The sequence below is a fragment of the Succinimonas sp. genome (assembly GCF_045225735.1).
In the GTDB taxonomy this organism is placed as follows: domain Bacteria; phylum Pseudomonadota; class Gammaproteobacteria; order Enterobacterales; family Succinivibrionaceae; genus Succinimonas.
Genome location: NZ_JBGVBR010000224.1, coordinates 1 through 14,494 on the forward strand (window position 1 = coordinate 1; position 14,494 = coordinate 14,494).

Below are 14,494 nucleotides of genomic sequence, written 5' to 3' on the forward strand. Positions count from 1 at the left end.
GATTCTGATTGGCCTTAAGGAGCTCCTGACGGGCCAGATCCACCTGCTTTTCCAGAAATACCACCTGCTCATTGGCGATTTCATGACTGACCCGGTTCATAAAGGATTCGCCTTCGCTGACCAGAAAGGAAGCGAGCTTATAGGCGGTTTCCGAATCAAAGGCTTCAGCCCGAAGCCGTACCACTCCGCTAAACTCGTCATAGTTAACACTGACCCGGTTCAGGAAGTACTTGTAGAACCATTCGGTCTCAATGCTCTTAAACCACATTCTGGAGAAAAAGTCATTTTTGGGATCGCTGTAGTGCTCCCGGAGATGAAGCTTTTTATCAGCCTTCTTCAGCATATCTACCGACATCAGATACTCCCGGAGCACCAGCTGATCAGTTTTATTGCCGGCATTGCCGCTGAACATACTGAGAATGTCCCCGGTATTCCCAGCTCCGGCCGTATCAGTGTTCTGCACAAAAAACACCACTTCGGAAACATAGCGCCCGGAAGCATAGGCCCAGTAGCTGCTCAGCAGAATCCCCAGAATCACCGTCAGAATATTAATAATCTTAAACACCCTGTTAACAATCCTGGTGGTCTGCCCCAGCATTTTCATGGTAGCTGTATTGATCTCAGGCTGAGGATTGGCTGCCGGGGCTGCCGCCGGCGCTGCTTTCTCTGTCATTTCTTTATTGTTTCCTTGTAAGCTTTCAGTGCATCGTCGATTTTGTCATACCAGGTGGCCTTTCCCTTGTAAAGAAAGATCCCGGACTCGCAGAAGGTTTTCAGCGTAGCATCATTATGGGCCACCATAATGATGCTGGATCTGCCGGCTAAGTCCTTAAAAGCCTTAGCCGCTTTATCTCTGAAGGCGGCATCGCCGGCGGAGGTCACCTCATCCGAGACATAGACATCAAAATCAAAGGCCAGGGACAGGGCAAACTGGAGGCGGGATCTCATACCGGAGGAATAGGTATTTACCGGCTTGTCAAAGGCTGTTCCGATGTCCGCAAAATCCTCAATGCGGCGGATTCTTTCCGGCATTTCATCCTCAAAGCCCTGCGCCCGGCAGATAAACTTGGCATTCTGTCGGCCGGTCATGGTAGGCTCCACCCCGCCGTTTCCCATAGGCCAAGACACCCGGCAGCGGCGTTCCACAGTGCCATAGGAGGCATAGTCCGCACCGCAGATTATTCTGAGTAGGGTGGATTTGCCGGCGCCGTTGCCGCCGATAATGCCCACGCTGCGGTTTTTGGGGATCACCAGACTGATGCCCTTTAAGACCCAGTCGCCCACCCCCTGCCGGGAGGTGTATCTTTTATAGATATCCTTTAATATTATCATTGTCTCACTAGCCTGGTTTCCAGAGCCTGATAAAGGGCCATGCCAATAACCACCAGCACGAGAGCCCAGGCATAAAGATATGCCACACTGATATCTTCAGTCTGATGATATAACTCGCCCCAGAAGCCGATGCGCATAGCCTCCACCCCATGCAGCGCCGGATTAATTAAAAGAAGCCCCCGGTACGGCTCCGGAATAATCGCTATGGGCATCATTACTCCGGAAATGATATACATGGGCATCATCAGCAACTGCAGAATAAAGCCGCTGTCCGGCACCAGGCGCATGGAAACCGAGGAAATAAGCCCATAACCTAATCCCAGAAACCAAAGTCCGAAATATGCCAGAACGCACGTAATCAGATTATCCGGAAACATATTGAAGCCGGCCGCCGCTAATACTCCCCCAATAATAAAGAAAACAAAGAACATGTAAAAGGCCTCCACCCCGCCCCGGCACAGGGCGGCATCAAAGGGCCGCACCTCCCGGAAGGCAAAGAAAGGCTTACTGCAGTCAATGGAGTGCAAGACCTGCACTGCTGTTCTTCTGAATACAAAAAAAGCCAGCATCCCCACAGCCAGCCAGGGCTGCACCGCTACACCCTGCATAGTTTTACTGTTTATAATGGTGAAAATGACAGCGATAAATACCACATGAATGGAGGGCTCCAGAAGCAGCCATACCCAAGCCGCCCTGCTCCCGAAAAACCGGCTCAGGGCATCCTTTAAAAAAATGGCCTTCCAGACTGTCAGCGTTTTTCTAAAAGGGGAACTCATGAGGTCAATCGCTTCCTAGTTTGTCAGATTGGTAATGGAATTACCCCAGGACAGGGCCGGGTTCACGATGGTGCCGATAAGCTTTAAGAACTTCTGAATTTCGTAGCCGGATGCCGTGGCAATATAAATCACGTCTCCGTCCTTAACCCGAAATTTCTGAGCCGCAAAAAAGCTGTCCGGCCGCCCGAAGTCGATCTGATATACCACCGGCACCTTGTCCGCATTTTCATATAGACCGCTTCCTGATGCCGGAGAGCCCGGAGTCTTCACCGCAGGATCCTGTCCGATCTCCGCATAAAGCTTTTCCCAGTTCTCCCGATCCTCAAAACGGAACACAAAAACTCCCGATGAATTGGCGCGATCGTCATTTAAGCCTCCGGCCCGGGACAGGGCCTGCACCAGAGTGGCCCCGGTAGCCTCCAGGCCCAACTCCTGAGTTTTGCCGGCCGCGCCCATAACCATAAATGACCAGGGCTTGAAGGCGGCCACCAGCACATCTCCGGGAGCCAGAGTGACGTTTTCCTGAGCATTTTCAATAATGGAGCTCAGCGGCATGTCAACGGTTACATTATTGCGGGTCAGTTTCAGCATGACCTTGTTGTAGTTTTCCGTTACACCTCCGGCCAGAGCCACTGCATCCAGCACCCGTTCTCTTTTTACGGAAAGGGGAATGTTTTTGGAGTTTTTGAAATCCCCCAGTACAGTAACCTCTTCGCCGGTTCGGGAAGGAATGTGCACCAGCACTTGGGGATTGTTGGCCTTGGGGGCCAACGCCCGTAAAATCTTATCCTCGATTTCCCGCACGGTTTTGCCTTTGACGGAAATTCGGCCCACGAAGGGTACTGTGATCATGCCGTCGTTTTCCACAATCTGGGTAGGGAGCTTTTCTGATTTCACGGAGAGATCGGACACCGAGAGATCGCTGGCCCCGAAAAGCAGAGCCGGAGCGCTTTCCCAGATGTAGATGTCCAGAGTGTCTCCCTGAGTAACTCGGTAATTGCCGTATCCGACATTGCCGAAGGTTTCATGAAATGATCCGGGTTTCCCGATGCTCTCCAGAATGCTGCCGGTGCGGGCATTAACCCGAACCAGAGGCACCGGGGCTTCATACTTTCCCTGATCCTCTGCTGCAACTACGGAGCCATATGAGGGACCGCCATGAGGCATAACGCAGCCCGTAAAGGGGCACAATCCGGCCAGAGCCAGCATAAGAGGGACAAATCTGAAAACTTTCCTTTTAAACATCAGCATTTAACAATACCAGCAATACCTAAATATTTTTTGTTATTCCGCCAGGCTCTCAGTCCGGAATCAGCCGGTACTTCCGGCACAGCCTTTTAAGAAACTCAGCCGTCCGCTCCAGATCCGCATCAGTGTGATCGGCGGTAATGAAGAATCTGAGCCGGGCCTCCTGATCCGGCACCGCCGGATGGATAATAGGATGCACCGAAACCCCTTCTTTAAAAAGATCCTCTGACATAAGCGCCGCAATCCGGGAGCTTCTAGTGATCACAGGGATCACCGCATATCCCAGAGCATGTCCGGTATTAATGCCAGCGCTCTTTAAAAGCTCCAGAAAGCAGGCGGAATTATGCTGCACCCGAGCGACGCGCTCCGGTTCCGCCGTCATGAGATCGAGAGCGGTCATCACCGCCGCGGCCACCACCGGGGATAGCCCCACGCTGTAAACAAAGCCCGGAGCATAACAACGAAGAATATCTGTGATATCCTGCCGGGCCGCAATATAGCCGCCGCAGCCCGCCAGGGTTTTGCTGAGGGTGCCCATCCAGATATCGGTGTCGGCGGGATCGCATTCCCAGTACTCGTAGAGCCCCCGACCGCACTTTCCCAGCACGCCCAGAGAATGCGCCTCATCGATCATGAGAAAGCAGCCGTAATGCTTCTTGATCCTGATAAGCTCCGGCAGATCCGCAATGTCCCCGTCCATGCTGAAGAGGCCCTCGGTCACAATAAGCGTTCTTTTATAGCGGCTGCGGTTCTTGTCCAGAAGCTGCCGGAGCGCCGTCATGCTGTTATGGGCATACGGAAAATACTGCGCTCCCGAAAGCTTTACCCCCTCAATGATGCTGTTATGCGAGAGGGCATCGTAAAGGATGAGATCCCCCTTCCCGAACAGGGTGCTGATAACGCTGACATTGGTGGCATGGCCGCTGACAAACGCCAGAGCGTCAGGAGCATCGTAAAGAGCGGCCAGCTTCTTTTCCAGATCCCGGTGAAAGGTGCGTTCCCCGGCCACCACTCTGCTGGCTCCCACGGATGAACCGTACAGCTTAGCCGCTTCATAAACATTGCGGGAAATAAGAGGATGGCGGTTCAGTCCCAGATAATTGTAGCTGGAATAGTTAATGTATTCCCGGTCGCCGATGATAACCCGATCGCCATCGGTGATCCCCATTTCCTGAAAATACGGCACCCGGATCCCGCAGGCAGTGGCAAAGGAACGGGCCGCCAGAATATTCTCCAAGAGGGGATGGCGCCGAAAATCCAGATAAGCCGGATCCACCGCATCCCGGGGGGTTATCAGATCCTTTTCTGCAAACGTTCCCGGAGTTCCGCCGGAGAAGGTCTCCTTGGCTTTCTCAGCCTTTATGCTGCTGGCGAGAGACAAAAGGCCGGAAAGGCCGCCGCCAGATGCGGAATTTTTGCTGTCTGTCATTTATGCTCTCTTTCCTGTATGCACCCTTTCCTGATCCTAAAAAAACTATTTCGGCGCCCTTCCGGCATTCCGCTCTCTCATCACCGCCTTGTCCTGAGCCGTAAGATGGAGATTTGCCATGGAATCCAAAGCTCCCCCGGCAGAATCTGACCCATCAGCGCCGTCGCCGGCTCCGGTGATCTTGCCGTAAATACGCCCGGCCAGAGTTCTTACCGCCGGCTTGTCCTGGAACATCATCACGGACATTCTGATGCCCAGCTTCTTTTCCAGACCGGCCACCAGATCCATGGCCATCAGAGAATCCAGTCCCAGCTCATGAAGATTCCGGTCAGCTCCGATATCCTCGGGGGAAAGCCCCATGGTTTCAGCGACCTCGGCGGTAAGCACCTCAATAACGAGCTTCACGGCCTCGTCCTGAGGAAGTCCCAGGATCTGTTCCCGAAGGCCGGATCCGGAATTCCGGTCTGCCATTGTATCAGATATTCGGAGAGACTGGGCATGAAGCCGGGCCGGTACAGCTTCAAGACTCCCCGCCGCGCGTCTCCAATCCATGGCGGCCACGGTATGGACACCCCCGGCTCTGATGATCTCCGGAAGCCGGGCCAGAGCATCCCGGGACTTCAGCGGCATGGCGCCTCCGCTCCGCTCCAGAGACTGCATCACCCCGGTATTGGCGGTGAGATAGCCGGCGTCTCCGATGGGGCCCCATTCCGTGCAGGCGGCATGAAGTCCGGATCTGATTCTCGCGGCGCAGAGTCCCTCCAGAGCGGCATTGGCAGCCACATAATTGGCCTGGCCGATGTTGCCCAGGGCCACGGAAACGGAGGAATACATCACAAAGAGAAGCTGTTTATCGTCCAATGTTTCCAGATGCAGATTAAGAGCGCCCTGATACTTGGGATCGGACACCGCAGCATAGCTCTCCCGGTTCATATCCTTAAGGAAGGCATCCCGGAACACGGCGGCCGCATGAATAATGCCGGTAAGCCTAATGCCCTGCCCCCGGAGATCGGAAATAAGAGAGTGCACCTCTTCCCGATCCGCCACATTGCAGGCTCTTACCAGAACCTCCGCGCCCTGATCCCGGATCTCCTGAATCCGGCCTTCATCCTCCGGAGCCGTTTTCCCGCTCCGGGATACCAGAATCAGCCGGCCCGCGCCCTGAGAAGCCAGGAAGCAGGCGGTCTCCAGGCCGAAGCCCCGGGTACCGCCGGTAATAAGCCAGGAGCTTTCTCCGGTAAAGAGCTCCCGGGGTACCAGACCTTCCGGAAGAGCGCAGTTCTCTGGAGCGGTTCCAGACTTATTCATATCCTGGGAAAGAAGCTCATTCTTCCGGAAGTCCTCCATGGAAATCACGATCTTCCCGATATGCCCGCCCTGCTGCATCAACTTAAAGGCATCAATAACTCCCGAGGCCAGAAATACAGTGTAGGGCAAAGGTCTCATCACAGGGGATCCGGAATCCTGAGCCCGGAAGAACTCCCCGAGCTCCGCCATAATTCTCCGGGCCTTGTCGGGACGGAAGCTGAAGAGCTGATCCACATCCACGGCAAAGTAGCTGATATTCTCCCGGAGGGGCCGGATTCCGATGCCGGTGTTTTCCACAAAATCTCTCTTCCCCAGCTCAATAAACCTGCCGAAAGGCCGGAGAATGCCGAGACTCTGCTTCATGGCCTCACCGGAAAGACAGTTAAGCACCGCATCTACGCCTTCGCCGGCAGTGTCCCGCAAAACCTCGTCATGGAAATTCAGAGAACGGGAATTATAGATATGAGTTACCCCCATAAGCCGGAGGAAGTCCCGCTTTTCAGGTGAGCCGGCAGTGGCATAGACCTCAAGGCCGAGATAGCGGGCGATCTGGATGGCGGCAATGCCCACGCCCCCGGCGGCGCCGTGCACCAGAAGCCGTTCGCCCTTTTCCAGAGCCGCCAGAGTATTAAGAGCATACCAGGCGGTGAAGAACACCACGGGAACTCCCGCGCCTTCTCCAAAGGACCAGTGTTCCGGGAGAGCGCTGACTGCATACACGGGAACATCAACCGTCTCCGCCAGGGTGGCAGAACCGAGACCGAACACCCGATCTCCCGGCCGGAATTCCGTGACCGCGCTACCGGTTTCCATAACGGAGCCGGCAAACTCCAATCCGAGATAGGGTCCGGAAAAGCCCTTCCGGAGCACCTCGTCCGGCACCAGTCCCATGGTCATCATGACATCGCGGAAATTAAGGCCGGAGGCGGCTACCCGCACCCGAAGATCCCGGGGGCCCAAAGCGCCGAGCTTTTTGGTTTTCCAGATAAGATTCTTAAGTCGGCCCGCTTCGGAAAAGTCCAGATAGCGGCATTCGGCCGGAGAGGAAGCGGGAGCGGCGTCTTCATTGTCAGAGGAGGCCGGGGAACCGTCCTGCTCTTCCGGACAGACGTTATCTTTAACCGGAAGCTCCTGCTCCAAAAGCTCTTCCTCCAGTGACAGCCTATAACGGCCGCTTTCCCGGAGCACGATTTCGTCCAGAGACGAGTCCTCCAGAATTTCCTGGCAAAGTCCTGCAAAAATGGCATCGCCAAGATCGGGACTCAAGACGCCATCCAGCATAATGCTGCTTACGGAAAGCCCCGGAAGCTCGTTTTTAATAACCCGGGCGAGACCGAACACCCCGCGGTCTCCGGAAGCATCCTCAGCGGTCTGGGTAACGACAAGAAGCTTTAAGCTGTCCCCGCGGCCCTTGCCGAAGGACGCCAGCTGCTCTGCCAGCGCCGTGAGATCCGCCAGAACTCCGGGAAGAACGTAATCCCCGGCGCAGGCAAGCTCCGGACAAAGAGCCCTGATTCCGGCGGGAGTCAGGAACACATATTTATGAACACCGGGGTTCTCCCGGCCTCCCAGCGTCCCCGGAAGCTTATCCTTAAAGCCATTATCCAGAATATCCATCTCAAAGCCGCTTACCGCGCTTAAAGAGCTTAACAGCTTAAAGCCGGCGGAGCTTTCGAGATCCTGCGCCATTCTGGCATCAGCCCAGGGGAGCGCCAGATGGATAAAGCCCTTTGCGGTTTCATTTGCTGCCGGGGTTTCGGGAGCCTCGCTTTCAGAAGTCTCGAGGTCACTGGCGTCCGGCAAGGATCCCCGGGAAGCCAAAGTCAGATAAGAACCGGCGGCCAGATCTCCGGCGGCGGGATCCCGGGCCGTGGCTATATTTTCATAACCGGCTTCCGAAAGCGCCTGTTCCCAGTAAGCCGGCGACTTAAGAGGCGATACCGGCCGCCCTTCGCGGTACTGCCACCAGCTTCTGCTGCGGCCGGAAACCATGTCCGCATAGAATACCGGATACCGCTCCAGAGCAGCCAGGATGCCTTCCGGAGCTAACAAAGCCTTGAGACCCCGGAGCGCTCCCATAAATCCAGTGCCGCTGCCGGAAAGCCCCCGTCTCAGCACGATAAGATCATAGGCCGGAGGAATTTCCGGGTTCATCCTGTCATAGCGGAAGGAACCGTCTGCGACATCAAAGCAGGGCATCCGGGCATTTCCGGCTGCGCCGCTTCCAAAAGCGGCCTTGACCAGCATGAGACAGTCTCCGAACAGGCTTCTCATCGCCTGCTCCAGGAAGGACACCAGGGTTTCAGAACCGGAACCGATCTCAAGAACCCGTACCACGGGAGAAGTATTCGCGTTGCCGCCCTGAGAGGCCTGGTTTTCCTGGTACTTCCGGAACAGGTAATCTGCCATAAGCTTTAAAAGATCCTGCTCCCCCCGGATATCCTCCGGAGTCTCAGTTTCGGAAAACAGGGCAAAAATACCCCGCTCGCCGGCCGTTCCGGAGAATCCGTCTGTTCCCTCTCCTGCGCCATCAGCAGCAAGCAGGGTTTTAATAGAGGAAGCGGTTCTGAAGGCTCCCAGGAGCGGCTTTAAGGAAAACCCGTCCCCGGAAATCAGATTCTGTTCATAGACGGCGGTGTTCTCCCCCTTAAGACTTTCTCCCGCCGGGGTGATCCGCCCCTCTGAGTCAATAAGTCCTCTTTCGCTGAGAACAGACACAAGGTAACGCCCCAGAGGATGGTTCTGAACTGCTTCCGGGGGAAGGCCCTCAGAAGTAACCGCCTTAAGAGCATAGATCATGGTGAGAGCTTCCAGCACCGGATAACGCTCCTGATACCAGCGGGAGCGGCCGGAAATGTCTCCCGTGCTTTCGGAAGCAGTGATTTCCGCAAAATCCATATTCTGACCGAATACTGCCGGGCGGCTTCCCGAAGGAGCCTCCCGAAGCGCCATGCGCCATAACGGCACCCGGTTTTCTCCGGAGACAGCCTGCTGCTTTCTGGGGAAGGCTCTTAACTCCGCCCCTTTGATAACTCCCACGGTTTCACCTGCAGCATTCCGGAACACAAAGTCCGCGGAAATGCTCCGGGAGGAACCGGCTCCGGGGATCACCTTAATCTCAGCAACATCCTGCCCTCTTCTGAAGGAGATTCGGCCGAAGCTCACCGGGAGGTAAAGTCTTCCGGCGGCATCCGCCCTTCCCGTTACCAGAAGAGCCTGAAGAGCGGCATCCATGACCCCCGGGGGAACAATATACTTTTCCCGGCCCGGGATGGCGGACACGAGCTTAACTGTCAGGGAGGCAGTCTCCGGATCCGGCGCCGCCTCGGCAATCAGACTGAACTCGGGCCCGTAATCCAGGCCCATACTGCGGGCAATGTCATAGACCTCATCATGGGAGCTGGCTTTGATATCAGTCTGGTCTTGAAGCTTAGCGGCTTCCTCTCCCGAAACCGCGCGGGGAGACAGATCCGGAAGCGGAAGACCGGACACCAGACGGCCCCCGGCGTGGAGCGTCCAGGCCTCGCTTCTGGCATATTCCCGGCTCTTTACGGTAAAGAGGCCGGTTTCCCTGACCGCGGCAAGCTCCATAACGCGGCAGGTCTCCGGCTCAAACACGAGCGAGCTTCTGATATCCAGATACTCAAGGGTGACAATGTCTTCGTTATAAATCTCCGCATGAGCTTCCAGAGCGGTTTCAATAAACGAGGCTGCAGCAAACACGCACTCGCCGTCCACCATGTGGGAGCTTAAAAGAGAGCTCTTATGGGGTTCCAGAATATTTTCAAAAACCGGATCCGCGGTATTGAGACGCCAGCCCGAAAGAGGATGAGCGCGGAATTTCACCGGATCTCTCTCGGCGGTGGGCTTAACCTCATACGGCTTTTCAGTCCACTTATAGTGAGGAAGGGAAATAAATTCCGGTTCATAGCTCCATCCGGCGCCGTTCTCGCTGCCGTTAATGCGGTTACTGATATCGTTAACCTGCTTCCGGAACCGGTTCTCCCAGAATGCCGCCCCCTGGTAAAGGGAATTCTCCATGAGAAATGTCTCCATGCGGGAACTCCCGTCAAGCCCCTGCAGCAGCGCTGAAGAAATCCTGACTGCGTTTGCCTTGCCGGCTTCCCTGACATTCTCCCGGAGGTAGCGCTGCAGCACCGGAGTCGGGGCAATTTCAATAAAGCAGTCATATCCGTTTTCCAGCATGGCGGTCATGGCCTTTCCGAACAGCACCGCTTCCCGGACATTGCGGCCCCAGTAAACGGAATTCAGAGGAGCGTCATAAAGATCACCGGTAACCGAAGAATAAAACTCCGTGGCGCTCTTAAGCGGGGTGATATCCCGGAGCTCTTCCTCAATATCATTCTTAATGAGATCCATGACGCTGCTGTGGAAGGGATAATCCACCCGAAGCTTCTTGAAAAACACCCGGTGCTTCGAGCAATAGTCCTGAAGCTTAGCAAGGCCGTCATGGGAACCGGTTACAGTGATATTGGCGGAAGAGTTCACCGCCGCAATGGAAATCTCGTTCTTAACGGAAAGAAGCTCCGCCGCTTCCGCAAACTCATCCGGAGACAGAGAGGCCGCCGCCATGCCGCCCATGCCCCGGGTTTTATTCTGGAGAATGCTTCGTACCGCGATGGTTTTTACGGCATCGTGAAGAGAGAGCTTTCCGGCGGCATAGGAACCCGTGATTTCCCCCATGCTGTGTCCAACAACCCCGTCAGGAACGAAGCCGTTTTCCCTGAGGATCTCCAGAATGCCGGCCTCCACGGCAAAAATTAAGGGCTGGGAGACGCTGGCATCAAGAATGACGGCTTCATCCATCGGGGTTTTGCCGGAGAGATAATCGCTGATGGCATAGCCCAGAAGCGGCTCTGCCAGTTCTGAAACCTTGTCCGCCGTTCTCCTGAATAGCAGATTATCCTTATAAAGACTGAGTCCCATGCCGGCATACTGGGATCCGTTGCCGCTGAGCACAAAGGCGGTTTTGCGGCACTTTTTATCTCCGGTGTCGCAGGTAAGAGCATTGGGAAGATCCAGTCCTTCGGCAAACATGATAAGACTGTCCCGGACCTCTGACACCGAACTGCCCTGAACCATGAGTCTCACGTTCATCGCTTCCCGGCGGGTAATCACGCCGTGGCAGGCATTGAGATAATCCCGGAGAGCGGTATCACCGGGGAAGGACTTCATAAAATCAGCCCAGGAAAGAGCCAGGGACTTCAGGGATTCCCGGGAAAATGCGGTGAGGATAAGGGGCGGCAGGCTGAGGGGAGGAAGGTTTGCCGGGAGGCCATTTACAGCCTTTCCGGAAACAGAATCCTGCGGCGCTCTCAGAACTTCAGGGAGCGGCCTGGCAAGCTCCCGGGGAGCCTCGGACAGAATCACATGGGCATTCGCTCCCCCGAAACCGAAGGAATTCACGGAAGCCATTAAAGGGGCGCCGCTCTCCCGGGGAGTCAGGGCAAGACCGTTTGCGGGACAGAAGATATTTAGAGCAGCAAAGTCAATATGGGAACTGGGCTCGTAAGCGAAAGGGATCCGGGGGATAAAGCGGCGCTTTAATGCCAGTACCGCCTTGATAAGCCCTGCAAAACCGGAAACCGGCTCCAGATGGCCCACATTGGCTTTAACGGAGGTGATGGGAAGCGGACCTTCATGGCTGAGGCCGTAAACCTGAGAGATGGAGTCAGCTTCAATGGGATCCCCCACTGGGGTGCCAGTACCGTGGGCCTCCACGAAATCCAGATCCCCGGGAGCAATGCCGGCCTTGTTAAGCACCTCTCTCATAAGATCGGCCTGCCCCTGCGCCGATGGTACAGTAAGGCCCTTCTTTCTGGCACCGTCGACATTGATGCCGGTAGCCCGGATCACCGCATGAATCCGATCCCCGTCCTTCACAGCATCGGAAAGTTTTTTAAGGAAAATAACCGCAGCTCCTTCGGAACGGACATAGCCGTCTCCCCGATCATCAAAGGGCAGGCATCTGCCGTTAGGGGACAGCATGGAGGCCTTGCTGAAGCCGATAAAGGGATGGGGCTGCAAAAAGAGATGCACGCCGGCGGCAAGCGCTGAAGAGGATTCCCCTCTTCTTATGGACTCGCAGGCCTCATGAATGGCGGTCATGCCTGAGGAGCAGGCGGTATCTAATGAAAACGACGGGCCCTCAAGATCATAAAAATAGGAAATTCTGTTAGAGGCTATGCAGCCGGTATTGCCGGTCATGGTATAGGGAGACACAGACTCCGGATCCGGAACAGATTTCATCAGGTAATCCCAGGCGGACATCCCGGTAAACACGCCGCACTTCTGACCGCGCATTTTCTCCGGGGGGATTCCGGCATCCTCGAAGCACTCGTAAACCAGTTTCAACAGAAGTCTTTGCTGGGGATCCATCCATTCGGCCTCCCGGGGGGAGATGGCAAAGAATGCCGGCTCGAAGTTCAGAATATCATTGATAACTCCGGCCTTAAAGGTAATGCTGCGGCCCGGTGCGCCCTTTACCGCATCCTGATAAAGATCAACGGGCCATCTTGATGCCGGGATCTCGGTAACACCGCACTGCCCCTGCACCAGAAGGCGCCAGAAGGAGGCTTCGTCGACGGCTTTTCCGGGAAAGCGAAACGCCATACCGACAATGGCGATATCATCATTTGCGGAAGTCGCTTCTTTGTCAATAATCTTTTCATTCATAGCTGAGATAGAATCCCTGTCAAGCGGGGCACCCCGCTTGATCCTGATTACCTTAAAAACCAATGCCGGAAGCTTTAAATTCATCCCGGCCTCAAGATATCAAAAGTTAACGGTCAAAAAATAAGGCGGCAAAGACGGCAGGCATTTCTCCCTGCCTGTCGCCCGTCCGCCCTGCGGGATCAGCTTTTCCAAAGCCCGCGGGTGTCAATAAGTGTCTGCTCCGGAGCAAACTCCGGCTTAATGGCCCGGAACTCCCGGTGATCCACCAGAAGAAGCACCACATCTGCCTTGAGAGCCTCCGCAATGTCCGTAAGCCGCACCCCGGATTTGCTCAGGACGGCCGGAAGCTCAGCGATATGGGGTTCCGCGGCAATAACCCGCCCCGGAAACTCCCGGGCGAGATCCCGGGCTATACGCACCGCCGGACTTTCCCGGAGGTCATCGATATCCGGCTTAAAGGCCAGCCCGAGACAGGCGATCAGAGAATCCTTGCGGGCGGATCCTGCCACAGCTTCCCGTACCTGCTCCTTCACCCATTCCGGCTTATGATCGTTTACCTTGCGGGCAGTTTCGATTATTCTGGCCAGATCCGGAGTTTTGCTCACAATAAACCAGGGATCCACGGCGATGCAGTGCCCGCCCACACCGGGACCGGGATTGAGGATATTAACACGGGGGTGGTGGTTAGCCAGGGAAATAAGCTCCCACACATCAATATGAAGCCGGTCGCAGATAAGGGAAAGCTCGTTGGCAAAGGCAATGTTGACATCCCGGAAGGCATTCTCGGTGAGCTTGGACATTTCGCCGGTTCTGGCGTTGGTGAGAAGGAGTTCGCCCTTCACAAAGATGCCGTAAATGTCAGCGGCCTTGCGGGCAGAAACTTGATTAATACCGCCCACGATACGATCATTGTCAACCAGCTCGGACATTATTTTGCCGGGGAGCACTCTTTCCGGGCAGTAGGCTACATAGACATCGCAGTACTCGGAATCCTCCCGGGCGATCTTGAGATCCGGACAGTTTTTCTGCAGAATCTCCGCTACTCTTTCCGTGGTGCCCACAGGAGAGGTGGATTCCAGAATGACAGTATTCCCCTTTCTGATGAAGGGAGCGATTTCCCCGGTGGCGGCATCCACAAAGCTGAGATCCGGTTCATGATTATCACCGGTAAAGGGGGTAGGAACGCAGATAATAAAAGCATCAGCCTCGCAGGGCTGGTTTGCGGCCACAAGAAGACCGTCGGAAACAGCCTTATGAACCACCTCGCCGAGCCCGGGTTCCACAATGTGAATTTTACCCTGATTGATGGTGTCTATGGCATGCTGATTGATCTCAACACCGTGAACTGAAACACCGTTTCTGGCAAACATTGCCGCCGTGGGCAAACCGATATAGCCAAGTCCGCAAATACAGAGTTTCACTGTCTACTTTCCTAAATCCATAACCGGCACATTAAGACCAAGCAGAAAGCTCTGTGCCCTGTTGTAGTATTTTCTGCCTTGGTTCCGGAAAACATCAGGAAGATCTCCCGAAACTTCAAGAAGGAATCTGAATGTTCCCAAAACCAAAAGCATTTTACCATACTATCGCAGATTGCATGGATATTTGAGCGGGATCTCATTTAGAATTCCTCCTGCAGACAGTCAGAATGGAATTTCCGGAAAGCAGTCCCTCCTTCAGCCAAAACTCACCATAAGTGTGCAAA

The 14,494-nt window shown here is 55.1% G+C and carries 6 protein-coding genes and 1 pseudogene; all 7 read right to left on the reverse strand.

Annotated features, from left to right (window positions below; translation table 11 throughout):
• Positions 1 to 673 (reverse strand): annotated as a pseudogene (locus ACJROR_RS07765) (hypothetical protein); the annotation flags it as partial.
• Positions 670 to 1,332: an ABC transporter ATP-binding protein gene (locus tag ACJROR_RS07770; protein ID WP_406546628.1), complete on the reverse strand. Its 663-nt coding sequence runs from the start codon at positions 1,330 to 1,332 to the stop codon at positions 670 to 672. The gene ACJROR_RS07770 and the pseudogene ACJROR_RS07765, both read right to left, overlap by 4 nt.
• On the reverse strand, positions 1,329 to 2,108 hold the full coding sequence (locus ACJROR_RS07775; protein ID WP_406546629.1) for an ABC transporter permease: 780 nt from the start codon (positions 2,106 to 2,108) through the stop codon (positions 1,329 to 1,331). The genes ACJROR_RS07770 and ACJROR_RS07775 overlap by 4 nt, the downstream gene beginning before the upstream one ends.
• A gap of 15 nt (positions 2,109 to 2,123) precedes the next feature.
• A complete protein-coding gene (locus ACJROR_RS07780) occupies positions 2,124 to 3,359 on the reverse strand; it encodes a polysaccharide biosynthesis/export family protein (RefSeq protein WP_406546630.1) in 1,236 nt (411 codons plus the stop codon).
• A 49-nt stretch (positions 3,360 to 3,408) separates the two neighbouring features.
• Positions 3,409 to 4,785 (reverse strand): aminotransferase class I/II-fold pyridoxal phosphate-dependent enzyme, encoded by a 1,377-nt coding sequence (locus ACJROR_RS07785; RefSeq protein ID WP_406546631.1) that lies wholly within the window; start codon positions 4,783 to 4,785, stop codon positions 3,409 to 3,411.
• 45 nt (positions 4,786 to 4,830) lie between these two features.
• Entirely contained in the window at positions 4,831 to 12,789 is a 7,959-nt protein-coding gene (locus ACJROR_RS07790) for an SDR family NAD(P)-dependent oxidoreductase (RefSeq protein ID WP_406546632.1), read from the reverse strand.
• A 179-nt stretch (positions 12,790 to 12,968) separates the two neighbouring features.
• A complete protein-coding gene (wecC, locus tag ACJROR_RS07795; protein ID WP_406546633.1) occupies positions 12,969 to 14,210 on the reverse strand; it encodes a UDP-N-acetyl-D-mannosamine dehydrogenase in 1,242 nt (413 codons plus the stop codon).
• Positions 14,211 to 14,494: the final 284 nt, after the last annotated feature.

Coding starts and splice junctions, on each gene's coding strand:
- ACJROR_RS07770 (WP_406546628.1), bottom strand. CDS start 1,332: ATGATAATATTAAAGGATATCTATAAAAGATACACCTCCCGGCAGGGG.
- ACJROR_RS07775 (WP_406546629.1), bottom strand. CDS start 2,108: ATGAGTTCCCCTTTTAGAAAAACGCTGACAGTCTGGAAGGCCATTTTT.
- ACJROR_RS07780 (WP_406546630.1), bottom strand. CDS start 3,359: ATGCTGATGTTTAAAAGGAAAGTTTTCAGATTTGTCCCTCTTATGCTG.
- ACJROR_RS07785 (WP_406546631.1), bottom strand. CDS start 4,785: ATGACAGACAGCAAAAATTCCGCATCTGGCGGCGGCCTTTCCGGCCTT.
- ACJROR_RS07790 (WP_406546632.1), bottom strand. CDS start 12,789: ATGAATGAAAAGATTATTGACAAAGAAGCGACTTCCGCAAATGATGAT.